General features: G+C 52.6%; 24 protein-coding genes. 8 read left to right on the forward strand and 16 right to left on the reverse strand.

Features of this window, described 5'->3' with window-relative positions; all coding sequences use genetic code 11:
• Positions 1-5 precede the first annotated feature (5 nt).
• The 8 genes from CODIS_RS15825 to CODIS_RS15860 all read right to left on the reverse strand — a co-directional run bounded on the left by CODIS_RS15825 (position 6) and on the right by CODIS_RS15860 (position 10,208).
• Positions 6-527, reverse strand: coding sequence for a hypothetical protein (locus tag CODIS_RS15825; protein ID WP_069126925.1), 522 nt, complete (start codon positions 525-527; stop codon positions 6-8).
• A gap of 203 nt (positions 528-730) precedes the next feature.
• Positions 731-1,309 (reverse strand): DUF302 domain-containing protein, encoded by a 579-nt coding sequence (locus CODIS_RS15830; protein WP_069126926.1) that lies wholly within the window; start codon positions 1,307-1,309, stop codon positions 731-733.
• Positions 1,310-1,377: 68 nt separating this feature from the next.
• Positions 1,378-2,013 carry an AAA family ATPase gene (locus CODIS_RS15835; RefSeq protein ID WP_069126927.1) on the reverse strand — a complete coding sequence of 212 codons (636 nt, stop codon included), beginning with the start codon at positions 2,011-2,013 and terminating at the stop codon, positions 1,378-1,380.
• Between the two features lie 95 nt (positions 2,014-2,108).
• Complete coding sequence (locus tag CODIS_RS15840; RefSeq protein WP_154723169.1) at positions 2,109-2,975, reverse strand: hypothetical protein; 867 nt, start codon at positions 2,973-2,975, stop codon at positions 2,109-2,111.
• 577 nt (positions 2,976-3,552) lie between these two features.
• A complete protein-coding gene (locus tag CODIS_RS15845; protein ID WP_069126929.1) occupies positions 3,553-4,173 on the reverse strand; it encodes a hypothetical protein in 621 nt (206 codons plus the stop codon).
• A 172-nt stretch (positions 4,174-4,345) separates the two neighbouring features.
• The gene (locus CODIS_RS15850) at positions 4,346-8,467 is read right to left on the reverse strand and encodes an efflux RND transporter permease subunit (RefSeq protein ID WP_069126930.1); all 4,122 of its coding nucleotides are present in this window, start codon (positions 8,465-8,467) and stop codon (positions 4,346-4,348) included.
• A 126-nt stretch (positions 8,468-8,593) separates the two neighbouring features.
• A complete protein-coding gene (locus CODIS_RS15855) occupies positions 8,594-9,667 on the reverse strand; it encodes an efflux RND transporter periplasmic adaptor subunit (RefSeq protein WP_069126994.1) in 1,074 nt (357 codons plus the stop codon).
• A 145-nt stretch (positions 9,668-9,812) separates the two neighbouring features.
• The gene (locus tag CODIS_RS15860; protein ID WP_069126931.1) at positions 9,813-10,208 is read right to left on the reverse strand and encodes an SCP-2 sterol transfer family protein; all 396 of its coding nucleotides are present in this window, start codon (positions 10,206-10,208) and stop codon (positions 9,813-9,815) included.
• Between the two features lie 425 nt (positions 10,209-10,633).
• Between CODIS_RS15860 and CODIS_RS15865 the strand changes: the two genes are divergently transcribed.
• Positions 10,634-12,136: a dynamin family protein gene (locus tag CODIS_RS15865; RefSeq protein ID WP_069126932.1), complete on the forward strand. Its 1,503-nt coding sequence runs from the start codon at positions 10,634-10,636 to the stop codon at positions 12,134-12,136.
• A 37-nt stretch (positions 12,137-12,173) separates the two neighbouring features.
• Here the strand turns inward: CODIS_RS15865 and CODIS_RS15870 are convergent, their stop codons facing one another.
• On the reverse strand, positions 12,174-13,352 hold the full coding sequence (locus tag CODIS_RS15870) for a GGDEF domain-containing protein (protein ID WP_235615252.1): 1,179 nt from the start codon (positions 13,350-13,352) through the stop codon (positions 12,174-12,176).
• A gap of 12 nt (positions 13,353-13,364) precedes the next feature.
• Entirely contained in the window at positions 13,365-14,231 is an 867-nt protein-coding gene (locus CODIS_RS15875) for an HDOD domain-containing protein (RefSeq protein WP_162420253.1), read from the reverse strand.
• A 306-nt stretch (positions 14,232-14,537) separates the two neighbouring features.
• Between CODIS_RS15875 and CODIS_RS15880 the strand changes: the two genes are divergently transcribed.
• Both CODIS_RS15880 and nadA read left to right on the forward strand, forming a co-directional pair.
• On the forward strand, positions 14,538-15,218 hold the full coding sequence (locus CODIS_RS15880; RefSeq protein ID WP_069126934.1) for an NUDIX hydrolase: 681 nt from the start codon (positions 14,538-14,540) through the stop codon (positions 15,216-15,218).
• Positions 15,219-15,233: 15 nt separating this feature from the next.
• The gene (gene nadA, locus CODIS_RS15885) at positions 15,234-16,298 is read left to right on the forward strand and encodes a quinolinate synthase NadA (RefSeq protein ID WP_069126935.1); all 1,065 of its coding nucleotides are present in this window, start codon (positions 15,234-15,236) and stop codon (positions 16,296-16,298) included.
• A 79-nt stretch (positions 16,299-16,377) separates the two neighbouring features.
• Here nadA and CODIS_RS15890 read toward each other — a convergent pair whose 3' ends face one another.
• Positions 16,378-16,944, reverse strand: a complete 567-nt coding sequence (locus CODIS_RS15890; protein WP_069126936.1) for a hypothetical protein — start codon at positions 16,942-16,944, stop codon at positions 16,378-16,380.
• A 230-nt stretch (positions 16,945-17,174) separates the two neighbouring features.
• Between CODIS_RS15890 and CODIS_RS15895 the strand changes: the two genes are divergently transcribed.
• Together CODIS_RS15895 and CODIS_RS15900 are read left to right on the forward strand one after the other, a co-directional pair.
• Complete coding sequence (locus CODIS_RS15895) at positions 17,175-18,047, forward strand: sterol desaturase family protein (RefSeq protein WP_069126937.1); 873 nt, start codon at positions 17,175-17,177, stop codon at positions 18,045-18,047.
• Positions 18,044-18,832 (forward strand): hypothetical protein, encoded by a 789-nt coding sequence (locus CODIS_RS15900; protein WP_069126938.1) that lies wholly within the window; start codon positions 18,044-18,046, stop codon positions 18,830-18,832. The genes CODIS_RS15895 and CODIS_RS15900 overlap by 4 nt, the downstream gene beginning before the upstream one ends.
• Positions 18,833-18,883: 51 nt before the next feature.
• On the opposite strand, the gene CODIS_RS15905 is transcribed toward CODIS_RS15900, so the two are convergent.
• Positions 18,884-19,798: a DUF3108 domain-containing protein gene (locus tag CODIS_RS15905; protein WP_069126939.1), complete on the reverse strand. Its 915-nt coding sequence runs from the start codon at positions 19,796-19,798 to the stop codon at positions 18,884-18,886.
• A 134-nt stretch (positions 19,799-19,932) separates the two neighbouring features.
• Between CODIS_RS15905 and CODIS_RS15910 the strand changes: the two genes are divergently transcribed.
• A complete protein-coding gene (locus CODIS_RS15910) occupies positions 19,933-20,289 on the forward strand; it encodes a hypothetical protein (RefSeq protein ID WP_069126940.1) in 357 nt (118 codons plus the stop codon).
• A gap of 121 nt (positions 20,290-20,410) precedes the next feature.
• Here the strand turns inward: CODIS_RS15910 and CODIS_RS15915 are convergent, their stop codons facing one another.
• The 3 genes from CODIS_RS15915 to CODIS_RS15925 all read right to left on the reverse strand — a co-directional run bounded on the left by CODIS_RS15915 (position 20,411) and on the right by CODIS_RS15925 (position 23,269).
• Positions 20,411-21,139 carry a potassium channel family protein gene (locus tag CODIS_RS15915; RefSeq protein WP_069126941.1) on the reverse strand — a complete coding sequence of 243 codons (729 nt, stop codon included), beginning with the start codon at positions 21,137-21,139 and terminating at the stop codon, positions 20,411-20,413.
• Positions 21,139-22,731 carry a potassium channel family protein gene (locus CODIS_RS15920; protein WP_069126942.1) on the reverse strand — a complete coding sequence of 531 codons (1,593 nt, stop codon included), beginning with the start codon at positions 22,729-22,731 and terminating at the stop codon, positions 21,139-21,141. The genes CODIS_RS15915 and CODIS_RS15920 overlap by 1 nt, the downstream gene beginning before the upstream one ends.
• Before the next feature lie 145 nt (positions 22,732-22,876).
• Positions 22,877-23,269, reverse strand: a complete 393-nt coding sequence (locus CODIS_RS15925) for a hypothetical protein (RefSeq protein WP_069126943.1) — start codon at positions 23,267-23,269, stop codon at positions 22,877-22,879.
• A 93-nt stretch (positions 23,270-23,362) separates the two neighbouring features.
• Here CODIS_RS15925 and CODIS_RS15930 point away from each other — a divergent pair, with 93 nt between their 5' ends.
• Complete coding sequence (locus tag CODIS_RS15930) at positions 23,363-24,010, forward strand: ankyrin repeat domain-containing protein (protein ID WP_069126944.1); 648 nt, start codon at positions 23,363-23,365, stop codon at positions 24,008-24,010.
• Positions 24,011-24,051: 41 nt separating this feature from the next.
• The gene (locus tag CODIS_RS15935; RefSeq protein ID WP_069126945.1) at positions 24,052-24,336 is read left to right on the forward strand and encodes a hypothetical protein; all 285 of its coding nucleotides are present in this window, start codon (positions 24,052-24,054) and stop codon (positions 24,334-24,336) included.
• Positions 24,337-24,339: 3 nt separating this feature from the next.
• Here CODIS_RS15935 and sbcB read toward each other — a convergent pair whose 3' ends face one another.
• A complete protein-coding gene (gene sbcB / locus CODIS_RS15940; protein WP_069126999.1) occupies positions 24,340-25,779 on the reverse strand; it encodes an exodeoxyribonuclease I in 1,440 nt (479 codons plus the stop codon).
• Positions 25,780-25,968 lie beyond the last annotated feature (189 nt).

Here is a 25,968-nt window from a genome sequence, read left to right on the forward strand (position 1 = left end):
AGCAGCTACCAGGGCATAAATGAGTTCCAGAATGTCATCGGCCGGGATGCATCATGAATATTGTAGTTCATCGAATGCATGTCCCGTTGGATGTTATAGGTTGCGTGGGTCATCGTCTTAATGGACTCTTCCATGGAATCCATACTTGTGAGCATTGGTTCCAGGGTTCTGACATCCTGGGCCATCGATTCCACACTGACAGCCATGGTACGTACATTGGCTGAGAGTTGACCGACGCTGTCGGTCATGGTCATGAGATTGCTTGACATGATATTCATATTGGAATCTACGCTCAGGGCCAGGAAATGGATATCCTTGGCGAGACTGAAGATCAAATAGAATCCATATGCCGCCAGCAATATAAATGCAAAAAGAGAGGGATAGACGATCAGTTCCCAGCGCCGCGCGCTGGTTTCGAACGCCATTGACAGGCGATCCATCGAGTCCTGAGTATCTCTGCTGTCTGCCTCAGCACCCCTATCCTCTACCTGATCATTCAGGGGTTTCTTGTCGTCTTTTTCAAACATACTATCTCGACCTAATACTAATTCTATGATTCTGGTCATAACGAATAGTAGCATAGCAACCGTTTATCACAATCAAAGTGTGTTGATACGCTAATAGAAACGAAACAATATCAGCACCAAACAGGCATAAAAAAACCGGGCATTGGCCCGGTTTTTAATTTTTATTACAATTAGTTAGCTTATTACCACAGCTTTATTATGGTTTAGAACTCTCCTGTCGCACCCCGATTCATGATGTCCAGGATATAATCCTTGACCAGTAAGGCCTCCTCCTTGAGATCAGGTGGCAGAGGCTTCCCACCATAGATCATCATGTCCATGTTCAGTGCAGTCAGCCAGAGCCTTCCCTGTTGATCCTCGATCAAGGTGATTCTGCATGGCAGATAAGCCGAATAGGCGTCAGAATAATCGAGCATCTTGGCCGCGATCAGTGAATTACAGAACAGATAGATCTTCACGAAGCGGTATTTCTCACCACTCTTTGCCTCAATATCCTTGTACAGTGGAAGCTCACCTACATTCGACATATTGTGCTCGTTGGCGACAAATTTCATGGTCTCTTCCACATCCTCCCAGGTGAGATCTTCCGCCACCGGAACCTTCCAGATGCTCGCTTCAGCCACATTCTTGGTAGACATGGTAGCCTGCGCAAATTCCATGAACATCTTACCCGCTTCAGGATCGAATTCTTGAAACTCCTTGTTATACTTCACATAGATGGCAGCCGCGCCCATGACTACCAAAAGCCCAATCAGGGCGAACAGATTTTTTATCATCCCCATCTCTCTCTCCAACGAACAACCAATAATATAGAATTGAGAATCCCAAACGACACAGCGCTATTACACACTTATTGGCTGATGTACTTGGGATACAACGCAGCTGTCAGCGCATAGAACTCTTTACTGCCTTTTCCTCTCGGATCCAGTTCATATACAGCCAAACCCTCACTGAAAGATCTGCGAAAAACCGTTCTTTGACAGAGGCGGTATTTTATAAAATCCACATCCGGCAGAGATACCAGGGCAGCAGCAGCTTCATCGGATTCCCTGATCGCATGGTGGGTATCGGCCCGGTTGATGAATGCCAACAAATCAGGACGATCGCCATCCACAGCCTCATCGAGAAAATTGATGAACCGCTGAGTCGACCAGATATCGGCCTGAGAAGGGGGTACTGGAATCACTACCCGATCAGCCAGCGCCAATGCCAATTTCATCGAATCGATATCGGAAGTCCCGACATCAATCAGTACTTCATCATAACCCGCGAGTTTCTTTCTGGACAATGCCGATGCGTTCTTAATATTCAGATAGGGTTCATATCCCTCCTCTGTCCGAACCTCGGATACATCACTCAAGGTCGCCTGCGGATCGGCGTCTATGACCAGTACTTCAGCCTCTGCCATTTCCAACCAGACAGCCAGATTGAAGGTCACCGTGCTTTTGCCGGACCCTCCTTTCAGACTACCGATTACTGTGATCATACACTCCCCTTTATTATATTATCGGTCATGTTTGCGCGCTTTATCCGGGAATATACAGAGTGCTTTTATTATCTATCGTCAGCCTCTCTATAACCTCAGTCCACCGGCAAGTATTGCGAAACCCTCGGCCACTCCTGCTGCCCGGCCAACTTATACCATGCCCCTTCACCGTCACCCCGTCCATCATACCAGTTGATACCGTATCGGTTCGGCACATCGGGCCGCCGCATCGGATGTGACATTCCAGGATAGGACATTGCCATTTGAGGTTGCCATTCCCGCCTCATAGTATCGTAATTGGCCCAACCGGGCCGCCTCCATTGATAGTTTGCTGCAGGATATGATCCGGCGGCATACCTATCCGGTATACCGCGATAGCGATATCCATCCCATACCGGTCGTTTTAGTGGACGGAAACGATGTCCTGTGAAAGGAGTTTGCCCTGTATATCGAGGGGCGGCATAGCCACGGGGAATCGGGTATCCGACACTATCTCCCCGCCAACGGTATCTGTCGTTCGAGTGAGCCACCGAAAACTGATTGTACCTGTCAAGGTATCGATATGGATCATAATGTGATGATGCCAAACCTGGCATAGGTATCCAGGAACGATCATAACCGATGCGCATCGGATCCCAGGGATTGTAACCATAATCCTGCATACCCGGTACTGCGGGACTTCGTCGTCTCTGTTGGTCCATGTAGTTACTAGGTTGCTGTACCTTGAGCGGGCGATAGACATAATGGTTGGGTATTTCAAGCTGTGCAGGCCGATAGGTCCACCTCGGCGGAGCCTCTCTCAGCCGCTCCCTTTCCATGGGCCTGAATCTGTACTGACTGTTGGGGCCATACTTCAGGTATCCTGCACGGGCAGATTGAGCCGCAGGTCGCCAATAGAATTGCTTGGGGACAGCCGCTCCCTGTGCTCCCTGGGAGCCAGGATTGTAAATATTCGTCGGCATTGCATATGCCCCGTTGTCGGGCCTTTTATAAGGTGCAGGACTTGTATTTGGCATCCTGGAAACGAGGCTCTTGTGACGACCGGCGTAGCCCTTCCAGGGTCTGAAGCTATAGGATTGCGGCCTATGCAGAGAGTAATTGTTACCACGCGTCCAAGCCGTAGGCCTAGCGTTTTGTTCCGGCTGAGGGGAGAAGTTGTTCCAGTTTACATCCCGGTGGTTCTGACTCTGGATTGGCCGCCATTTGCCTGTACCAGGATAGGAGGCACCCTCCACTGCAAACGTCAACGGCATAAGCATCACGGAGATTATCCCTGTAATCAGTAGTGCATACGTCTTGTTTCTCATCTTGATTACCTGTTAATTTGGTCCATCATCTATTTATGCAGCCCTGACTCGTCACTTCTATGCGGCCCAGTGTGGGACTGGACAGTAAGGTGAAGACGAACTCCTAGACCTGTTTCAATTTACAACACAGTTTAGCGGTAAACAGGTCTGTACAAAACCACCACTGTGCTGTTTTTGCATGAAGTCGATTGGAATCAATAGATGCAGTGCAACGATCGTCATCAGGAACCCCCTATTCAGGACGGAACATCGGCGCTTGATAGGCATCGGTAAATGCAGGATTGTAGGGAAATGATTGTGAACGCCCCCAATTCCCGCCGCGCTTCTTATCCAGTCTTTTATCAGGACGGAACTTATAGGCCCCCTGTCGCTGAATTTCCGGTTGGCCGTGACTATAACCACCGGATGAATGAATTGACCGGTTATCACTTCGATCCGGCTGCCAGGATTGATTGTAGAGTTCATTCCTCCGCTTAATGCGGAGTTGCTCGTCCGGGGTCAGTTCACGAAATCTAAACCCGTCCATGTGAGGGGTGATGGTATGCCTCTCTTCTACCGGCCTATAGACGCCACGGGGAAGACCTGGCGGTGTCTCGGCATAATCGATAACCGATGACGGATTGAGGGTCGACTGGTTTGGGAGACGGATATTAGCGGAGTCGTCAGATGATTCAATGAGCTTCTCTTCTTCCTCATTCAAGGGACGCCAGCGATAGTGATCTTGCTGCAAGCCCAATCTGTTTTGAGTCTGGCTGCGGAACTGAAAATCGGCATAGGGCTCCCTTGCCAGGACATCACCAAGACCAACCAGACACAAGAGAGAGACTAACCAGAGCAATGCATCAATACGCAAACTACCACTCCATTTTGCCAAAATGAGTATAGACCATACCGACAGAGGCAGGACCTGGTTGAGTGGTAATCGACCGCCTAACGTCCGGGTTTAGCCTCACCAACCCGGCACCATAACAAGTAGTGTGCAGCTACTGTGGCCTGTCTGCAGCGATGGATTAACAAGCCAAAAACTACTTCAGCCTTATCCCTCTTCTCGCGGCCCTTTTGCGTATCGGAAATTCCGTCACATTTGAGGCCGGCTTGGGAACCGTCTTTGTTTGCTGGGTATCGGATCCCGGTGATCCATTGCCCTTGCTCTTGGCCGATGCCGCTTTCTTTTTCGCCGCCTGTTTTTTCAGGGCCGAAGGGCGCTTTTTTTGCTTGGGATTGCTGGTTGCCTGTTTTCTGGAATCACCTTTCGTCCTACCCTTCCCTTTCTCAGCGAGCTTGACCTGCTTTTTCTTGACACTCTTTTTCTGTTTCCCAACGGCATCAGCTTTAGTGGCCTGCTTTCTTGGTTTGAGGTCTTCTGCCGACTGATCCCCAGGTGTATCCACTGAAACCTTAGATGGGGCCGCCACTTTTTCTTTCGGGCGCTGACTGGCTTTGTCAGTAGTCGTCGCAGGCGCGGCAGCAACCGGCACATCTTCGCTAGCAGATGATGGTGACCCAGTCTGGGGTGTCGTTGCGCCACCACTGCCTGAGCCGCCAGCCGTACCGCCTCCCTTTTTTACGCCCGGCTGGGCATCCGGTAGCTGAGGGGCCTTGCCTTTCCGAAATAGTCCTTTAAACATTTGCCCGATCACCAGGAATATCGCCCTGATCAGATAGAACAGCATAGTGACGACAGCGATGACTTTTTGCCAAATCCTGATAGGTAGGGAGTCGTTTTTCACAACCTCGGATTTAGCCTCGGGAGAGACCTGCGTATGGGCAACTGCAGGTATTGCCTCGGCCGGTTTCTTTTCACTATCCTCATCAGGACTGCTTCCAGCCGGTGCGGTAGTGGCGGCCACTTCCATAATATCCTTACTGGCGGCAATACAACCTAAAGGTATCACAATCAATGTCAACACCGTGGAGACCAGTACACCGGAGGCCAAGGATATCGCCATTCCCTGGAAAATCGGATCGAAAAAAATCACCGATGAACCACAGACCAGTGCGAATGCTGTAATCATGATCGGACGGGTCCGTGTCTTACAGGCCATGATCACGGAGTCGACCACGGAGGTACCCTGCTGAACCTGATGGATGGAGAAATCGACCAGCAGGATCGAATTACGCACGATGATACCCGCCAGGGCGATCCAGCCGATCATCGAAGTGGCGGTAAATTCCCCTCCCCAGCCAGCCTGGAAAAAGATGAAATGGGCGGGAATGATCCCCAACAATGTCAAAGGAATTGGGGCCATGATCAGTGCCGGTATACGGAAGTTGCCGAACTCCCATACGACCAGGATATAGATCAAAACCAGAGCAACCGCAAACGCCGCGCCCATATCGCGGAAGGTTTCAAAAGTCACCGTCCATTCACCGGCCCATTCAATGCCGGTCTGGGAGTCGTTATCGGGCGGACCGAGCCAGTCAGGTTTGATGGCAACACCGTCAGGTGCCTTGTACTCATTTTCGGCAAGGAGATCCTGTACCTGCAGCATGCCGTATACGGGAGCCGCCAGCTTGCCCCCCACTTCCGCCACGACATACTCCACATCCCGCAGATCCTTGTGGTAGATAATCGGATCCTCGAGCACTTGCTCGAAACGACCCAGTTCACGCAAGGGTACGGTGATACCGCTGCTGGACTGGATCGGCAGATCGCCCAGACGGGTGATTTCCGATCGCTCGGCCAGGGGCACCTGCATCATGATATTGATCGGTTCATGACCGGCGCGTTGCTTGACATCGCCCAAGGGTGAGGCGCCAAGGGCCATCCCCAGATTGCGGTTGATGGTATCAACCGAGATACCCCGCCGCACCGACTTTTCGGTGTCAACGGTAAAACGCCAGTACTGATAGGGATCGCGCATGTAGTTATCCACATCACGCAGGCTCTCTGTCTGCTCGAATATATCGGTCAGATCACGTGTCACCTGACGCCTGACTTCCGGGCTCGGCCCATGCACTTCAGCAACGACAGACTGCAGCACCGGGGGACCCGGGGGCATCTCCACCACTGCAATCTTGGCGCCTGTACCCTCGATGAGCTTACCCAGCACCTCCCTTGTCTGGACCGCGATTTCGTGACTGGTGCGGTCACGATCGGTCTTGTCCAGCAGCTGCACCTGCACTTCCGCCTGCCAGGGCTCCGAGCGCAGATAGTAGTGGCGGACCATACCATTGAAATCGAAGGGACGGGCGGTACCCGCGTAGACCTGAACCGCCGTAACCTCCGGCATGACACGGACCTTTTCCGCCATACGATGGGCCAGGTTGGCCGTCACCGGCAGGGCGGTCCCCTCCGGCATATCCACCACCACGGAAAACTCCGGCTTGTTGTCCAACGGCAACATCTTCACCGCCACCCACTTGAAATAGAAGAATGAACAGGTGACAAGGAAGGTGCCCCACATGATCAGCTTGAACAGCCGTGCCTTGCGAGGCGACTCGATCATCGGCATCAGGATGCGTTTAAACAATCGCTCCAGCCACTCAGACTCCTTGTGTTCCCGCGCACCGGCCACTTCCAGGTAACGCATGCTGGGCCTCAACCAGTGGGAGACGGTCAGATAAGGAGTGAATACGAAAGCGGCAAACAGGGAGATCAGCATCGCCACCGAGCCAAGGGCCGGGATCGGTTCCATGTAGGGCCCCATCATGCCGCTGACAAACCCCATGGGTAGCAGCGCCGCGATGACGGTGAAGGTGGCCAGTATCGTAGGATTACCCACCTCCCTGACCGCATCCACGGCGGTAACCACATCGGTGGACTTCTCTTCCAGCCAGCGCCGATAGATATTCTCCACCACCACGATGGCGTCATCCACCAGGATACCGATGGAGAAGATCAATGCGAACAGGCTGACGCGATCGATGGTGTATCCCATCACCCAGGCGCTGAATATGGTCATCAGCAATACCACCGGGATAACCAGCACCACCACAATGGCCGGCCTGAACGCACGGAAGGCGCCCAGCACCAGCAGGAATACAAAACCGGTAGCCATAAAAAGCTTAAAGATCAGTTCGGTGACCTTGTCGTCGGCCGTCTTACCGTAGTTGCGGGTGACGCTGACCTCCACATTGTCCGGTATCAATGACCCTTTGATATGCTCGACCCGCTCCTTGATGGCATTGGCCACGGTAACGCCGTTGGAGCCCTCTTTTTTGGCGATCGCCAGCGTCACCGCAGGTACACCATCGGCCTTGATCTCCAGGTCGCTGGCCGCACCGGTGTAGTAGCCCACCAACTGCTTGGCATCCTCCGGCCCCTGCTTGACCCGGGCGATGTCGTGCACATAGACCGGGACGTTGTTGTGGGTACCGACCACCAGCCGGTTGATGTCTTCGACATTTTCCAAGAACGACCCGGTTACCACATTGAAATGGGTACTACCGGTCTCAACACCACCAGCCATTTGCTCCGCATTGGCAGTGCGAATCGTATTGGCAACCTGGTCCAGGCTGATGCCGTATCCCGCCAATCTTTCCGGAAAAACTTCAATGGTGACCTGTTCCCGCCGACCACCAACGACAAATCCGTTTCCGGTATCGGGCAGTTCCTTCAGGGCCTGCAGCACATCGTGGCCCAACATCCGCAGTTGCCCGTCGTCAACATCGGGCGCCCCATCCCGGTCCAGGTCCTTGGACCATAGGGTCAGTGTCACCACCGGCACATCGTCAATACCCTTCGCCTTCACCAATGGCGGCATCACGCCCGGTGGGATCAAATCCATGTTGGAATCGATCTTATCGTTCACCTTCACCAGAGAGGGGCCCATCTCTTCACCCACCTCGAATTCGATGGTGACGGCGCCGCCACCTCGCTGAGAGGCTGAATAGACATGTTTCACATCGGGGATCTCCGACATGATCCGTTCCAGCGGTTCAATGGCCAGCGCGGCAACCTGATCCGCCGCCGCGCCCGGATATTGCACGAAGATATCCACCATCGGCACCGAGATCTGAGGATCCTCCTGACGCGGCGTGATGATAAGGCCCAATAGTCCCATCAACATCATGGCCAGGAAAAAGAGCGGCGAGAGAGGAGACTGGATAAAGAAACGGGCGGTTCTACCCGCGATACCCAGATGCGCCTCGTAGTTAGGATCGGTTGAGTGGAGCTGATCGAGTTTCTCGTCGTTCTGGCTCATATTTAATCTCGAAGCATTGATATCGGGCAGGCCCTGTCGAAGACCCTGACCCGCATCGTGATTTTAAGTGTTGAGAGTACTTTATTTTTGCGTGAAAACCCTGGGAATCCCCGCATAACCTCCGCACTACTGACCCTGCGAGGAGGTCCAACCGGCACTGATTCCCAGAGGTGGATTACGCAATACCCGCTCGCCCGCCTGCAGCCCCGACAATACAGTACTGTATTCTCCACCCGGAAGCTTTTCACCGACGCGAATCAGCCTCAGCATCGGCTTGCCGTCCTCTCCCACTACATAGACGCCGGGAAGGCTTCCGTTATAGCGTATTGCACTGTTCGGTATGACCGGATTGGAACGGGCCGGCGCATTGAAGTCGGGCACCAAAACCTTCGCATACATACCCGGCGCGGAGACTCCCTGGGGCAGGTCGAATTTGATGGTTACGGTGTGTCTTTGAGCATCGGCCATGGGGAAGATCTGAGCAATCCGAACAGGAACATCTCGATCACCCACATCGAGTTCCGCCCGTAGCATCATGCCTTCGTTCAGGCCGGGACGCAGGCGGCCGGGCACATCCACCACGATCTGCAGATACTCCACATCGGCATATTTCAATAACGGTTGACCCGGTTGCACGGTATCGCCGACTTCGACGAATTTCTTCATGATCACACCGTCGAAGGGGGCGAGACTCTTGGCATCGCGCAGCTTGGCGTCGATGGCCCGAATCTCAGCCTGAACCCGGTAGATGGTATTTCTCGCCTGTTGAATGTTGGTTTGCGAGGAGAAGATATCCGCCCTGCGTTCGGCGCCTTGATCACGCTCCCCGAAGGCGTCTTCCATCGGACGTGTAAACATCTGATCAAAGAGGTTCGGCATACCCATGCCGCCCATGGCGGATCTCGACTTAGGCGACCACAACTCGCGACTGTACTGCACGCCGGCATTGCGCAACTGGGCGTCGGCATTCGCCAGCTGCGCCAGCGCCGCTTCCCGTTTGGCCATCAACTCGCTGTCATCCAACTCCACCAGACGATCGCCTTCCTTGAATGTATCGCCCTCGATACCGGCAAGATAGTTCACCCTGCCAGGGAGTTGCGCAGACAGGGTAACCTCTTTGTAGGGAACCACTGTACCGCCAAGAGAGACATTGGGTACGCCCTGTGTCTGCTGAACCACGAAGTGGTCACCACCGCTCATATTGGGCTGTGCCTGCAATCCGGTCGTTACAAGGGAAAATGCACAACTGGCAACCAGAATCCGCGCCTTCGATCTAAAACCCATATTTCACACTACCTGGTGTTGATTCACTATCGGTACGGGATATCCCGTTACCACACATCTATCAGACACGCCCCATAACGGAAAAGCTCTTGATAAATGGCCCCGCCATACGTGGATCCTTGATCATGGATGAATAGTCGCCGACCATGAATTTCATCTTGCGTGATGTAAAGGCCATTCCGAGCCCCATCATACCGGGTGGCTTCGCAATCCACTTGTTCCATTGCTCCTCAGAGGCGCGAATATCCCAGTTCATCGTCTGGCCGTTGTAAGCCTCACCACCCACTGCCTTTCCATTTTCCACGATGAGCACACCTTTCGGGGTATCGTCACCATCGAAACCGTAACCGATCACGCTATTGAAGCCTATTTGAGACAGGGCGTCCGCCAATTCAGGTTCTGCATTCCAGTGAGTTGCAAAATCTTTCATCCATGCCTCGGAAAACAGTTCTGCCATCACGATCTCCTCTACAGATTATTCGACATTTTTATTCAGTTGCAGGCGAATTCCCGACCTGCTTAAGAATCTGCCAGTATCTACGAAGGCGGGTGCCATTGCAACCGACTAAATTCATCAGAAACCATTATAAATCATTTATTTAAGAATATCAGCAAATTATAATATTATTTTTACTTTCAGTAACATAAGGCACTTCAAAACGTTACATTACGGATTAAAACTCATACAATAATTAAGGTTGAAATTTTACCTTTTAAAATGCTTCGCAGACGACGGTAATCTCACGCCGAGTTAAAAAAAATTATGCATGCCGCCGAGGCAGGCATTAAGATAGCCCTAAGTATCTGATTTCGACCACCTGCCTATTATCAAGTAGAAAAAATGATACCTGCGAGACAGCGTAATCGAGGAGTGTGATAAACATGCATCCAGCCGGAAAGGTCATTGAGGCACGCCTGCAACACCTAGAAACCCACCTGGAACAGGAAAACCCAATCCTCCTCAGTACGGTACAGAGTTTTCGTCAACTCGACGCAGTCGCCTTCCGGCTTGGGCTGCTGGAAGGCGACAACTCATTTGCCACGCAGATACCCTGGTGGCCCCTGATTTCGATCCTCGGCACCTTCTCCGCCGGCAAATCGACATTCATCAATCACTACATCGGCACATCCCTGCAGCGTTCGGGCAATCAGGCTGTTGACGACAAGTTTACCGTCATCTGCTACAGCAAAGAGGCTACCGCCCATGCCCTGCCCGGCGTAGCCCTCGATTCCGATCCCCGTTTTCCCTTCTACCAGATGTCTGACGAGATCGAAAAGGTGGCGAAAGGCGAGGGTGAACGTATAGATGCCTACCTCCAGCTCAAGACTTGTCCGAGTGAAAAGCTGCGGGGAAAGATCATCATCGATTCTCCGGGATTCGATGCCGATGCCCAACGAACCTCGACACTGCGCATCACCGATCACATTATCGACCTCTCCGATCTGGTACTGGTCTTTTTCGATGCCCGCCATCCTGAACCCGGCGCCATGCAGGATACCCTGAGCCACCTCATCGAGCGCACCATCCATCGCAATGACACCGGTAAATTCCTCTACATCCTGAACCAGATCGATACCACAGCCAGAGAGAACAACCCTGAAGATGTCATCGCAGCCTGGCAGCGTGCATTGGGAGAACGCGGGCTTACGGCCGGTCGCTTCTATGCGATCTACAATCCTGATGCAGCGGTGCCTATTGAGGATGAGGCCCTGCGACAACGCTATGAGACAAAGCGTGATATCGATCTGAAAGAGATCCACAGCCGTATGGAAGAAGTTGAAATAGAGCGGGCCTACCGAATCGTTGGCGCACTTGAAAAAACTGCACGGGATATCGAAGAGCGCAGCATACCCCTGATCAGTTCAGCTCTTGGGCGCTGGAAGAAGCGGGTATTGTTGGGGGATGCCCTGTTGATGGGCGGCTTGCTTCTGGCACTGCTGATATTCTCGGTCAATGCGGGCTATTGGCAGGGTTTCAAGTTTGCCCCACCCTGGCTCGAAAGTGGGGTAAACACGCCTTTGCCATGGGTATTAGCGGCTCTGCTGGTCATTGTTCTCATAGTCATCCATTTTGCGGTCAGGCTGGCCGCTGCCCGTAGCCTGCTGAAAGGGCTGCGCAAACAAGTGTCCAGCGCGGGGATAAAGGGTAATCCGGTTGGCGCCTTCCTACGCAGCACCAAGCCCTGGCGCTCAATCTTCCGTAAAAATCCCGCCGGGTGGGGACGCAAATCCAAAAGAGAGTTACGGGAAGTCCTGCAGGCAACGGACACCTATATCCAGACGCTCAATGACCGGTTCACCAATCCTTCCGGCAGTGAAACTCTGCTCGCAGCCGAACCCGCTTCGCCGGCCGAGGCGCCGCAGGTTGCCGAGGAGAATGTTTGACGCTTTGCGGAGGATAGACGAACCCTGTCGAGCGGGGTCACAGGAAACTTCTGCGACTGTTATGACCTTCGCATTTACAATCGTACATGGCGCGATCCGCTTTCGAATAGAGTTGATCAAGCAGTTCACTGATTGATAAAGCTCGGTCGTAATCGGGTGACAGCGAGGTTATCCCGATGCAGGCGGTTAGACTCAATCCCACCAGGTCGCGCCCTGTGTCGAGTTGCGCCAGCCTCTCCTGTATGCGCTGTGCCATCAATTCTGCGCCACCGATACCGGTTTCCGCAAGCATCACCACAAACTCTTCACCACCCACCCTGGCGAGTATATCACCACCGCGGGCTTCCTCCTTCAGGCCCTTTGCAATGGCAATCAGTACCTCATCACCAACCTGATGGCCCCATTGATCATTGATGCGCTTGAAATAATCCATATCGATCAGCATTAAGCTGCAGCTCTGTTCATGCCGGACGGCCCTGGATAACAGAGCCTCAGCTTCCGTAAAGAAGTAGCGTCGGTTATGTAATCCTGTGAGCTCATCGATAGTCAGCAATTGTTCATAGCGCTTGCGATGTGCATCTGCCTCATTTAAGGCATCTTGCAACTCCCGGGTGCGCTGTTCAACCTCATTCTCCAGATCATTCAGCAACCTGTGGTTGTACATGATCTGCCCGAGACAACTACAGAACAGACTCAAGGTGTGCTGTTGCCAGGGTTCGAAATATTCCGGTAAGGGGTGGGATGCGATCAATACTCCCAATACCTGTTTCCCCATCATGATAGGGGCACTGATCAGGGATCCGGGTATCTCACCGCCGGACAGTGTATTGATTAAAAAGTCGTCGCTCTGGGAGCAGTCGCGGCAATATTGTAACTGGCCGGTGCTAAAGGCTGTACCCGCGATTCCCTCCCCGGGTCTGAACTGCATCGTCTCCCTGGATTGTCTTACACGCTCAGATCCGCTGACCTGAGCATGGGTTTCATCCAGGTTGGTACCCACCGCGCAGCGAAGCAGATCCCCCTCCATGCGAAAAACCGAACAGTTTTCAACATTCTGATAGCGTACCAGTTCATCCAAGGCTTTGGTGATCAGTTCATCTTCAGTGATACCATCAAGGTTGATTTGGGATAGCGCGCGCAATGCAGAGAGCGAATCGAGCAGACTAAAAAAACGCTCTCGCAAGTCCATGGATGTCTGATTAAAAGAGAGATCCATTCAATGCTCCGGTTATTTGGCCAACATATTGGCAATCATATGAATCTCCTCCTGTTTGCCGAGAAAATCCGTCATGATGGTATCCAACTGTTGTCTCGACATCCTGCATTTCACTTCCAATCCAGACAATGGCTGTGTCAGCTTCGATTCAGTGGGTAGCGGACTCTTAATCCACTCCGCCACATTGCCCACAAGCACGGCATCACAGTGATTGTCCGAATCAATCCCCTCTCCTGCTCCCTGTGCGATGATTTGGACCACCATTTCGGGCAGATGCCAACGATGGCCCAGCCAGATTCCCGCCTGACGATGGTCGATCCCGATTATTTCTGTTTCAAGTTCCAGCCGATCCTGATCGGGCTGCTGTTTCGACACCCGCAGTACCCTGGCATACTCCTCCGGAAACTCATGCACCAAGACCAGCACACCAATTTCGAATAGAAGCCCCGCCAAATAGATCCCGTCAGCATCCGGCTGTATTTCGTTTTTGACAGCCAGGCTGATCTGCCGGGAGAGCATGGCAATAGATAGTGAATGGCCCCAATACTCCTGTAAATCGAAACCACTACAAGCATCGGATTCGAACACGCCGCTGACAGCGACGCTGAATGCAAGGCTTTTCACCATGTTCAAACCGAGGACGCGAATAATAGCGTCTTCCAGGGTGAGAATCGGTTTTGTTTGGCCGAAATAGGCTGAATTGGCGAGCCCCAGAATTCTCGCACTGAGCCCTGGATCCTGATTGATGACACCCGCCAGGTCATGCAAGGTAAAACTGTCATCACCCAACATCCCAAGTAGACGGGTAGCCGTCGCCGACAGTGGCGGTAGGTACTGCAGCTTCTGTACCCTGTACTTTGCCTGATTGGGTTGTTTCATATTACCTTGTTCTAAGAAATCCACCTTTCTACTCAAGTTTAATAACGGCATACCCATTCCGACCTTTAACCCCTCCAGCGCGCTCTGAGAGAGAGTTCATGCTACTACTTAGTGACATGTGGGATTGCCAGTAGCTTGTCCGAGCCGAGACATGTGGATTGGTCGCCCCCGCCATAACCATGCAAACCCACCGGTTTTCTGTCTGGAGAAGTACTGGTGCAATAAATGTGTATTTGATACACTAAGCTGTAATAAAGAAGTAACGGAGTGATTCTAGCGATCCAGGCATCCACGTCAGACAGAGTAATGCCTCCAACCCACCGACACTGCTATGACTACCCTCACCCGGCGGTGACCACTGATGTTGTGTTGTTCACCATTCGCCAGGACGCCTTGTCTGTACTGCTGATCCAGCGCGGCAATCCTCCTTGCCAGGGGATGTGGGCCCTACCGGGGGGATTTCTGAATATCGACGAAGACCTTGAGACATGCGCCAAACGTGAATTGCTGGAAGAGACGGGGGTCGAGGGTGTCTATCTGGAGCAGCTGTATACCTTCGGTGATCCAAAACGTGATCCACGGGAAAGGGTAATCAGTGTCACGTTTTATGCATTGAGCCAATCCGACCTTCTGACGCCCAAGGCATCCAGCGATGCGGCGCTCACAGCATGGTTCGCCATCAACCAGCTGCCGGAACTGGCATTCGATCATGCCGATATTGTTCAATTGGCACGCCAACGCTTAGTGTCCAAGTTAGGCTACACCACCATCGCTTTTCAAATGCTGCCGAAATCCTTCACACTCAGTCAACTGCAGTCGGTCTATGAGATATTGCTGAATGAAAGCCTGGACAAGCGCAACTTTCGCAAGGGGATACTTGCCCGTAACATCATCAAGGAGACAGGTGAATACTCCCGTATTGGAAATCACCGTCCGGCCAAAACCTACCGGGTAATCAATCCATCCCAGGTCGAAATTATAAAATAGAGAAATGAGAACTCCATGAATTCCCAACCACTCAATCTTACCAAGATCGTAGTCCCCGAGCACCCTCAATGGCCCTCTCTCAGCGACCAGGAGAAGCAAGCCATCAAGGCCAGAATCAGCCGTAAGCTGGAACAACAAAATGCGGTATTGGTGGCTCACTACTACACCGACGCCGAACTGCAGGCTCTTGCCGAAGAAACCGGTGGCTGCGTTGCCGACTCCCTTGAGATGGCACGTTTCGGCACAGTTCATTCAGCGGATACACTGGTTGTCTGCGGCGTCAGATTCATGGGTGAGACATCGAAGATCCTGAACCCGGAAAAACGGGTCATCATGCCGGATCTCGGCGCCACCTGTTCCCTTGATGAGGGCTGCCCTGCCGATCAGTTCACCGCATTCTGCGATGCCCATTCAGACCATACCGTGGTCGTCTACGCCAACACCAGCGCCGAAGTGAAGGCCCGTTCGGACTGGGTGGTTACCTCGGGCATTGCATTACCGATCGTCAAGCACCTGGCCGAACAGGGAAAGAAAATTCTGTGGGGGCCGGATCGACACCTGGGCAGCTATGTACAGCGGGTCACGGGAGCGGAGATGTTGATGTGGCCCGGCTCATGTGTTGTTCATGAAGAATTCAAGGCGGTGGCACTGGAACGCATTCGACGCCTGCACCCGGATGCAGCGGTATTGGTTCATCCTGAATCCCCTGAAAACGTAATTCAACAGGCTGACGTCATCGGCTCCACCACCGCCTTGATCAAAGCCGTATCGGAGCTGGAGAACAAGGAGTTCATCGTTGCCACCGACGGGGGCATCTTCTATAAGATGCAGCAGATGGCGCCCGATAAGGTACTTATCGAGGCACCTACCGCTGGCGAGGGAGCGACCTGTGTCAGCTGTGCCCACTGTCCCTGGATGGGTATGAACTCACTGCAGAACCTGGAACAGGTTCTCGATTCCGGTGGGAATGAAATTCATATCGATGAAGCGATCAGGGCACGCGCGGTAATCCCGATTAAGCGAATGCTCGACTTTGCCGCTCAACAGGGCATTGGGATGCAGGACAAAGGAAACGCTTGAGACTGTGAATCACCAGCACAAGTCTTTGATATTGGCGTCATTGACCAGATGATCAATTAGGCCGCGATCAGCTGCTGATTCACCATGGGGTAAATGAGTTCATAAAGTCCATCGGACGCCCCATTTGATTGATGTCGCGGCTCATGAAACCGGTGTTTACCGTCATTGTACGCATGGCCTGATTCATATCTGCGATATTCACCGTCATCAGCCCCACGTTCTGTTTCATGTTACCCACGTCAACCGCGAGCGCACCGATATTACCGTCCATTGCGGCGATATGCTGCTCCATACTGTCCACCCGCTCCACCAAAACAGTGATCTGTTCCGTCATGATCTGGATATTCCGTGTCAACTGCCCCATGTGGTTAGACATCGATTGCAGATTGTCTTCCATACGCGGATCCACCTGTTCCGTAAGTGTATGCATATCGGTTGTGACGTTGTAGATGAGGTAGAAACCGGACAATCCGAGCACACCGACAACCACCAGCATGGGATAGATCATACGCTCCCAACGGGACATGCTCTTATCGAAGTTCTTGAAGAAGTTGGTCAAGGTTATCTCAAGCTTGACCATCGCCTTCTGCTCCGGCGACAGATTCTTGAATTCAGGAGAGAAGGTGCGTGGATCTTTCTCAAACATAGACTGAATACTGCCTCAAATTATGAGCAAGCCTCTGATTTTTCCCCGCGAGGGATTCTGTGGTCTGTGATATCTATTTTCCATGATATATCTACGATTATAGACACCGCCATACCCCATTAGGGAAGAATCTGCGATTATAGCTGTCGAATCTTAAAGTTAAGTTTGCCAACTTAGTCGGTTAAACTTGAGATTAATCAATTATTACCCGGGCCTCAAGCAAACTATACATGTCTGACTTTATTCTCGATCATGAGCTGTCTATCCGGTTAACGGCCTTTTTCTCAGTGTTCGCCATAATGGCGTTGTGGGAGGTCGCCTCACCCTGCCGCAAACTACGTGTTCCCCGCTCCCGGCGCTGGTTGGCGAATATCGGTATTGTGATACTGAACACCCTGTTGTTGCGTCTGTTGTTTCCGGCAGCAGCGGTAGGAATGGCACTGTTCACCACACAGGCCCAATGGGGGGTGTTGAACGTCATCGCACTGCCCCCCTGGCTGACTATCATCATCGCCATTCTGATCCTGGATCTGGTGATCTACCTGCAACATGTGATGGTTCACGCCGTCCCGATGCTCTGGCGCCTGCACCGGGTGCACCATGCGGATCCCGATTATGACCTCACCACCGGGGCGCGTTTTCATCCCATTGAGATTATACTATCGATGCTGATCAAGATCGCGACCATCGCCGTACTGGGCCCACCGGTAGTGGCGGTTGTGATATTCGAGGTACTGCTCAACGGCATGGCGATGTTCAATCACGCCAACATCAGACTTCCTACCCGCATCGACAGAGTGTTACGCTGGCTCGTCGTGACCCCTGACATGCATCGGGTACACCACTCCGTGGAGCCCGATGAGACAAACAGCAACTTTGGTTTCAATCTCTCACTCTGGGACCGCCTGATGGGCACCTATCGCCAGCAACCCAGACTAGGACAGCAAGCAATGGATATCGGCATCGTATCCCTGAGAGACCCCCGAATAACGACCAGGCTCACGGGAATGCTGGTGATCCCTTTTCTTCAGGACAAAGATGTCTACAGTATCAATAAACGGTCCTGGAAGATTGACCGTGAACCTGGAGATGCTCAACCATGACTGGCGAAATGTATGACGTCTATTTCTCCGGAGCCATTATCAAGGATAGTGACCCGGTGGAGGTGAAACGTAAAATCGGTGCTATTTTCAAGCTGCAAGGCGACAAACTTGATCGGCTCTTCAGTGGCAAACCGATCCCGATAAAAAGGGGCGTGGATATGGATCGGGCAATTAAGTTTCGAGTCACGTTTCGCGATGCAGGCGGTTTGGTGGATATCGTACCTGCCGGCGACCCTCCTCCCACTGCTAAACCGACTCAACAAAGCCGCCCGGCGGAGCAGGCAAAGGCTGTCGCCACCGATTCTCATCAGGCAAGTAGCGAATTGACTTTCGCGGATGGACCCATGGAATCACCGGCTGACAGCCATTCGGATACCCCGCCCATTGCCGTTCCGGACTATGAACTCTCATCGGCACAAGGTTTCGACCTGAGCGACTGTGCACCGACAGTGGAGGCTGTGGAGATTCCCGATATCAGCTCGCTTGATATGGACAAACCCGGCATCACTCTGGATGAATCCCCGGATCCGGAACCTCTGGAAATCGATACATCCTCATTGGAATTGGATAAACCGGGAGCGACCTTGATTGAAGAATCGCCCCCTGAACCAGCCAGGATCGACACGGCAGCTTTAAGTATGGCGCCAGCCAACCAGGGCAGCCTGGAAGATTGCCAGACACCCGTTGAACCTGCACCCATCCCAAACATCGATCACTTGAGTGTGGTACAGCCCGAACAGGATCCATCCGAAGGCAAGGCAAAATTTGATATCGCAGACGATTAATCGAAGGGGCAGGGAATAACCTAGGGCCTGTTAACACGAATCCAATTGGCCCTAGAAGCCGAGATAGGTCTCGAGGGAGGAGCGGGTCGCTTCGGAAAATCCAGCATCTTCGCCATCAAGGGGGCGGCCCGTATCAAGAATCCCCTCCATGGCACCAAAGGCACGCTCCGCATAGAAACGCAGTAACAGGCGTTCCTCATCGTCACTCAACCAGAGATCCACCTTGTTATCCTTTTTGCCACTCTCCGGGTCAATCTCCCACAACCTGACCTTGAAGGCAGGCCGGTTCCAACCGGCTCTCACCAACCGTTCCTGACCCACCTTGATATGATATGCATTGAGTTTCTCGCCATTGAAGGTGGAGAAATCGAGCTGGGTACCCGGTTTCAGCGGCATACCGCGAAGACGATGCAGAAAGCTGATGTAATCCAATGCCTCGCTGCCATCAAAGGCAACGCGATGGGTCTGCAATAATCTTTCCCATTGCTCGTCAGGTAGCTCCGTAATCTGTTTTAAGCCTACCGGAGGTTTGCCTGCCTCCTCGTTATCCGACTTGCCGGATTGGTAGTTATAGGCCTCGCCCTGGGTATGATCGAACCACATCAGCGCCTCTTTATGCTCCCTCGTTTTCAGGGATTTAACCGCCACAAGCGGGTGGAGTTTGTGAGCATCCAGCCAGCTGCGATAGGTCAATCTCACAGGATAGAGCATCTCGGCCTTACGGTAGGGCTCCGTGGTGAGTTGCAGGTTGGTGACATAGGCCGGATTGTCATCCACATGTCCCATCTTGCGCTCCACCGCCATGGTCATTTTCGCGATGTCCAGTTCCACGAAACCTGTCACCACGCCGCGAAATTTCAGTGTATATTCAAGATACTCCCCAAGCACCGGCGCTTTCGCCGCGACTGATGATCCGGCGAGTATCAGCCCCAACAGGAGGATTAGGGCTTCAATTCGCACGATCATCTTTCAATCCCCTGAGCACTATTCACTTGGCTATACTCTGCAATAGTCTGTTGGCACGTTTCTGGCATCATCCCTCATAAATGCTGAATCGCAGCTGAATGCGTCAAATTTTTGTCTCTAGAGGAGTCGGTATCATGATCAGCCCCGTCAACAGCGACAGACCCATCAACACATCAACGGATCAGTCGGGTAGATCACACACTAGCCAGAAGCCAGCGGAGGCATCGGTACAATCAACGACTCAGCAATCACAGGCGACGCAAGCGAACAGCGCCGCAGTTGAGGTCGATCAGGCACGTAGACTCTTCGATATAGAGAATAACCGCGCTCAGGTCTCGGAGAACGCCTTAAACACGCCTGAAGAGGCCCGTTCATTACTCGCAAGCATAGTGCAACAAATATCGACCACGCCAGCAACGGCCGCCGAGGCACAGGCCGGCAAGGCATCTGCAGATCCCATTTCGGGCATTCTGCAAAGTGCCCCGGCTTAGGCTCTGCATTACCCTGGCGAGATTGAAACTGACGCTGCCCAACGTCACGATATCTGAACGAAACCTCTCTTCGAGGTAGCTAGTAGCGGCAGCTGAATTACTGCATGAATTGACGCTACCCCTATAGATCCTGTGAACCTGGCGGGGGTTCCAACAAATTGTCAGCTACGGCCTGCTTGAGACGGGAAATTTCCTGATTCGGCCCAATAACCACCAATATATCCCCAGCATGCAAGCGGTGCGATACACCGCTGTTTGCAAAGATCAGCTGATTTCCCAACTCCAGGTCGACTACCCCGGTGATGATCAGATTGAACTGTTTTTCCAGCTGCAGATCGTTCAATACCACCCCCGACAATCTGGAATCTTCGGGCATCTCAATCTCGGCGATGTCGATATGCTTGCCGAATAGTGAGCTTTCGAGCATTTCGACCAGATAGGGTCTGGCGATGCGTTCATGTACACGGTGGCCACTGATTTCGTATGGATCGATCACTTTTGTCGCGCCCGCCGCTTTTAAGCGCTCCCCGGACGCAGCTGACTCACAAACACAGACGATCTTGAGATTGGGATCGATGGATCTGGCGGACAGCGTCAGAAAAAGATTGTTCGGTTCTTGGGGAAAAAGACAGAATATCGTCTTTACCCATCTGCCTATGCCGATTTCACGCAGCTTGTCATCATTCTTGAAATCGACCACTGCGGCCTGCATTCCCTTTGCCAGCAGCGCCCCGACTTCATTCAGATCGTTGCTGTAGAGGTATGCCTCGACACCACGCTCCGCCAGTTGCATGGCGACCTCATGACCCAGTGCACCGCAACCGAAAATCAGGGTGTCTAGCCGGCTCATCAGAGCGTCCCCCTTTCGAGACAATCACGAAAGTGAACCACGCTGTATTCGTGTCCCATCAATACAAGCAGGTCATCCTTCTTGAGGGTGAAATCATCTTTGGGATTAAAGAAGAAACAACTCCCTTGCAGATCATAGTAGGCATGCTCTTCAGCCGTGCCGCATCCCGCTTCGCGTATCACGCCAAAGGGTGTCAGTTTGCGGTGCCTGAAATCGATACTATCTATGCGTCGCCCGACCAATACACTCTCCTGCTTGACACGCACTGCCTCAATTCCTTCCGGTGATTGGCCGGTCAGCAATCCATAAATGGCCTCGAAAGCGACCGGTTGCCCGGCATACTCGGCTGCGATCAAACCGAACACCTGATTGGGTGCGACGCAATAGTCGGCACCGGCGCGGTAGAGCTTGGATAGATTTTCCCGATGGTTGGCACGGGAGATGATTTCGATGTTTGGATTCAACTGCTTTGCGGAAAGGGTGATATATACATTGACCACATCATCCCCGGTAAGACATAGCAACCGCTGTATACGCTTTTCGATTCCCAGACTCGATAACAACTCGGTATCTTCTCCATCTCCGACCACCGCCAGGTGGCCGCGCTGTTTGGCGATGAGCGCATTCTCATCCAGCGGATCAATCACGATAAAGGCACGTTTGTCCCCTGCCATGCGTTCCGCAACCACCTGCCCTACCCGCCCAAAACCGCAGATCAGGGTATCGATACGTTTACGTTCAACCTCGGAATAGATCCGATGGGCGCGAATTTCATCGATCTTCTCGCCAAAGGCCGAGACGATGATGGAGGTGAAAAACGAGATCACGCCCAATCCGGCGATGATCAGTACAAGGGTAACAACCCGTCCTTCGGTGGTGTGCGGTGTTATGTCACCATACCCAACCGTTGACATGGTCACCAGAGCCCAATAGACACTGTCGAAAAAGCCGGTTATCTGGGCATCCTGCTGATCGGCCTCAAAGAAGAATATTGCGGTGGCGGCAGTGAAGGTGATGAAGGCCATAAAGATAAACAGCGTCACCAGCTCGATCCGTTTCTCGGAAAGCACCTTGACGAACTCACTGATACTGCGGGTATAACGGAACAGCTTGAAAAGGCGAAACAGTAAGAAGATACGCAGAAATCGCAATGGCCGGTAGCTGGGAATGATCGCCAGCAGATCGATAATCGCCAGCGGTTGAACGACATATCTGATTTTTTCCAGAAAAGCCCGCCAAAGTGCCGGCCAGACCTGGAAGGGCTGATTAATGAACTCGGCACGCTCGTAGCGCTCAAGTATCACTTTGTGGCTGTCATTGAAGATCCAGAATCGCAACAGATATTCGATGATGAATATTCCGACCGCAATCATCTCGAACAGATCACCAAACATACCCAGGTCATGCTTGACCTCATAGATCAGCATCCAAACCGTGGTCAAAACAAGCAGGATCATGAAGATATCGAAATAGGGACGAATCGGCGCGCGGGGATTCTCCAACAGATTGTATACTGTTTGTTTCAGCCCGGTATAACGGGCGGAACCCTGCATGGCATAACACTGCTTTATGACGCGATGGGAGAATGACATGTGATGGCGCTACTCACCGATTACCAATTTTCGTTAACTGCCCGAATCCACAAGGACCCTCACGGGTTGCCGGCCAGTGTTAACAGGCCCTAAGCTTCTGGCTCTATATCGGCAGATCTGAAAAAACCTGGAGCGAGCGACTACCTCACGGGCGTTGCCGGGAAGCCGACTCCAGTTCGATGCGTTCATTGTTGGCCACACTGACCTCCCTGCCGTCCAGGGTGACAAAATAGCGTTCTTCGATATCGCCGCGCCGCGCCTGGTAACTGACACTTCTCCCCGTCTGGGTGTCGACCACGACGACAGTGACGACGCGGGTGGAATCCTGCCACTGCACGAAGAGATAGGCCCCACTACCCGCCAACAGCATAGCCAGCAGTGCATAAGCCCCCCATTTGAGCAGGGGATTCGTAGCGCGTCTTGCCGCAACATCAGGCTGGCTATCATGGGTGATGGCCTGTACGCGTTGCTGTCTGTTTTTAACCACCAACCAGGCAATGGCTATAACCGTAAGGGTGAGAATCAGTTTTGTTATCATGGCGGCTAAACCCTATCACGTGCCTGCCGTCAGGCCAATCATCGACAGTCTTTGCTTGCAGCTTTGGTAGATAACGATTTACTATCTTCCACTATGTTCAACAGATTCAACCTCCTCAGTATTGTCTGCCTATCCACGCTTATCGGTTGCAGCCAGCCCAGCGAACCCACTATCACCCTTGCGCGTGCTGTCCAGATCGGCGATATCGATCAACTGGAACGCAATATCCATTGGAACGCCGACATCAACAAACCGGGACCTGAGGGAATGACGCCGCTGCATGTTGCGGCGACAAAAGGGAGTTTGGTGATGACCAAAATCCTGGTCAAAAACGGCGCTGATTTTGAAATTACCGACCCTCAAGGCCACACACCCCTACTTAAAGCACTGATTGCACGCAACACCATTGTTGCGGAATATCTATTCAAAAGCGGCGCAAAACTCGACCCGAATACCGCATTGCACGAAACCGCAAAACTGGGCAGCGCTGATCGTGACGTGATCGGATTCCTGTTACGCCGGGGCGCAACACTTGATAATACGGATGCAGACGGCAATACTCCCCTCCATTCGGCGATTCTCAATGATCAGCGGGTCGTGGCCAAGTATCTCATCAACCGTGGAGCCAGCCTGGATATACGCAATCGTGCGGGAATGAGCCCGCTGGCGCTTGCCATTGAGCGGAAAAATCAGGATATCGAAAGAATTTTAAGGCAATTCGGTGCAAGTGAAGCGCGCTGATCACAAGTCATCCACCGTTACATTTAGGAACAGTATTTCAAATGGCATCAACACCCGAAGAACTCAGTGTCACCTACTCGGAGGACGGCATCGATGTCGTCAAGGAGCTGGACAAAGTCGTACTCTCCAAGGGAGCGTGGACAACCATCATATTTCGCTATCAGGATTGGGACAGAGCCAAACAGCAGTACGGCGCAGACAAATATACCATCCGCCGCTACCAGAAACGTAGCGGGGAATATATGCAAAAGAGTAAATTCAATATTTCCAGCAGGGATCAAGCGAAGGGAATAATCGAAGCCTTGCGGAATTGGATCGATGAATAAGCACTAGATCTCCGGCGCGATCCGCTCAGCCCAGCTCAGTAACTGTGAGATCAGATCCCGTTTTTCCGGCATCAGCGTCGGATCCGTTTCAAGGTCATCCAGCCGTGCGAGATATTCACTCAGGGTGATACTGCCACCGCCATCGGGATCCAGCAACCTGGCTTCGCGATATTCCTGCCACCGCTGGTTCTCCTCCACAGAGAGCAGTTCAGGCCAGTTTCTTGCCCGATACCTGAATAACATTTCAGGCAGACGCGTATCGTCAAAAACCAGAGGGAATTGAGCCAGGGAAGCCGGTTCTGTCGCTAAAATTGCATCCATGCGCTGTCGGTCATCACGGGAAAAGAATCCGCCACTATAGAGCGCCTGATCGGGATCGTTGATCGGCTCGAAGCCGCTTCTTTTGTGAATATTCGCTATTTTGCCGATGAAAGCCGGTTCAGCCAACAACCGTTGCCGATAGGCCTCACCCTGCCTCGGATCGATACACCACCGTTTTGCCGCATCCTCTGTCAGAGTGGATAGAGGTACGACAACCGGACACTTATTGATGTGTACGGTCTTCAGTGGAATACGTTCGACACCCTCGGGCAGATCCGCGCCAGGCGTAAACAGTCGCTCATGCAGAACCTCCTCCGACAGCCCGAACAATGGTTCCGGATCATGGCGAAGATCATATACGATCACACCGTTGGGATTGGCAGGATGCTTCAGCAACGGTACGACCATTGCGATGCAACCCAGCGCGGCCGGATACATCGATGAGACATGCAATACCGCCTGGCGCTTTTGCAGATTCAGGCGCTCCGCTATGACATTTTTCTTGCGGCTCTTGAACAGATAGTCGTAGAGTTTTGGCTGACGCTGTTTAATCAGCCGTGCCAACTCAATCGTTGCATAGACATCGGAAAGTGCATCGTGAGCGGATTCATGGGAGATATTATTGGCGGCACTGAGCGCCTCGAGACGAAAACTGGTCACACCCGCTTCATTTTGCGGCCACTCAATACCCTCAGGCCTCAAGGCATGGGTCAGGCGAACCATATCGAGGATATCCCAGCGGGATGATCCATGCTGCCACTCTCTCGCGTAAGGATCGTAAAAATTCCTATACAGTGTGTTGCGTGTTACTTCATCATCAAAGCGAATCGTGTTGTAACCGACACCGCATGTTTCCGCTGCGGAAAGTTGTTGATGGATAAGCCTGATGAATTCGGCTTCAACCAACCCCTCTCGGAGCGCCGTTTGCGGTGTGATACCGGTAACAAGACAGGCTTCCGGCTGGGGCAGCATATCGTCACTTGGCTTGCAGTAGATGACCAGCGGGTCACCGACCGGATTCAGATCCGCGTCGGTACGCACGCCCGCGAATTGAGACGCTCTGTCCCGGCGCGGATCGGCACCCCAGGTTTCATAGTCATGCCAATAGAAGCTGAATGTCATTGTATTGATATGTCCGCAAATGAATGCAAATAACAGCTTAAAAAACCCGATCAATACGTAGGGTGCGGCTCGCCGCACCAATACACAAGCATCATTATGGTACCAATATGTCTAGAGGATTTAACGGTGCGGCAAGCCGCACCCTACACGATAGAAGCGCCGAGCGGAATCAATAAAATCCATTCGCGT

Origin of the sequence: Candidatus Thiodiazotropha endolucinida (genome assembly GCF_001715975.1) — a bacterium.
In the GTDB taxonomy this organism is placed as follows: Bacteria; Pseudomonadota; Gammaproteobacteria; order Chromatiales; family Chromatiaceae; genus Thiodiazotropha; species Thiodiazotropha endolucinida.

Coding starts and splice junctions, on each gene's coding strand:
- CODIS_RS15825 (WP_069126925.1), bottom strand. CDS start 527: ATGTTTGAAAAAGACGACAAGAAACCCCTGAATGATCAGGTAGAGGAT.
- CODIS_RS15830 (WP_069126926.1), bottom strand. CDS start 1,309: ATGGGGATGATAAAAAATCTGTTCGCCCTGATTGGGCTTTTGGTAGTC.
- CODIS_RS15835 (WP_069126927.1), bottom strand. CDS start 2,013: ATGATCACAGTAATCGGTAGTCTGAAAGGAGGGTCCGGCAAAAGCACG.
- CODIS_RS15840 (WP_154723169.1), bottom strand. CDS start 2,975: ATGCCGACGAATATTTACAATCCTGGCTCCCAGGGAGCACAGGGAGCG.
- CODIS_RS15850 (WP_069126930.1), bottom strand. CDS start 8,467: ATGAGCCAGAACGACGAGAAACTCGATCAGCTCCACTCAACCGATCCT.
- CODIS_RS15855 (WP_069126994.1), bottom strand. CDS start 9,667: ATGAGCGGTGGTGACCACTTCGTGGTTCAGCAGACACAGGGCGTACCC.
- CODIS_RS15860 (WP_069126931.1), bottom strand. CDS start 10,208: ATGGCAGAACTGTTTTCCGAGGCATGGATGAAAGATTTTGCAACTCAC.
- CODIS_RS15865 (WP_069126932.1), top strand. CDS start 10,634: ATGCATCCAGCCGGAAAGGTCATTGAGGCACGCCTGCAACACCTAGAA.
- CODIS_RS15870 (WP_235615252.1), bottom strand. CDS start 13,352: ATGGATCTCTCTTTTAATCAGACATCCATGGACTTGCGAGAGCGTTTT.
- CODIS_RS15875 (WP_162420253.1), bottom strand. CDS start 14,231: ATGAAACAACCCAATCAGGCAAAGTACAGGGTACAGAAGCTGCAGTAC.
- CODIS_RS15880 (WP_069126934.1), top strand. CDS start 14,538: ATGCCTCCAACCCACCGACACTGCTATGACTACCCTCACCCGGCGGTG.
- nadA (WP_069126935.1), top strand. CDS start 15,234: ATGAATTCCCAACCACTCAATCTTACCAAGATCGTAGTCCCCGAGCAC.
- CODIS_RS15890 (WP_069126936.1), bottom strand. CDS start 16,944: ATGTTTGAGAAAGATCCACGCACCTTCTCTCCTGAATTCAAGAATCTG.
- CODIS_RS15895 (WP_069126937.1), top strand. CDS start 17,175: ATGTCTGACTTTATTCTCGATCATGAGCTGTCTATCCGGTTAACGGCC.
- CODIS_RS15900 (WP_069126938.1), top strand. CDS start 18,044: ATGACTGGCGAAATGTATGACGTCTATTTCTCCGGAGCCATTATCAAG.
- CODIS_RS15905 (WP_069126939.1), bottom strand. CDS start 19,798: ATGATCGTGCGAATTGAAGCCCTAATCCTCCTGTTGGGGCTGATACTC.
- CODIS_RS15910 (WP_069126940.1), top strand. CDS start 19,933: ATGATCAGCCCCGTCAACAGCGACAGACCCATCAACACATCAACGGAT.
- CODIS_RS15915 (WP_069126941.1), bottom strand. CDS start 21,139: ATGAGCCGGCTAGACACCCTGATTTTCGGTTGCGGTGCACTGGGTCAT.
- CODIS_RS15920 (WP_069126942.1), bottom strand. CDS start 22,731: ATGTCATTCTCCCATCGCGTCATAAAGCAGTGTTATGCCATGCAGGGT.
- CODIS_RS15925 (WP_069126943.1), bottom strand. CDS start 23,269: ATGATAACAAAACTGATTCTCACCCTTACGGTTATAGCCATTGCCTGG.
- CODIS_RS15930 (WP_069126944.1), top strand. CDS start 23,363: ATGTTCAACAGATTCAACCTCCTCAGTATTGTCTGCCTATCCACGCTT.
- CODIS_RS15935 (WP_069126945.1), top strand. CDS start 24,052: ATGGCATCAACACCCGAAGAACTCAGTGTCACCTACTCGGAGGACGGC.
- sbcB (WP_069126999.1), bottom strand. CDS start 25,779: ATGACATTCAGCTTCTATTGGCATGACTATGAAACCTGGGGTGCCGAT.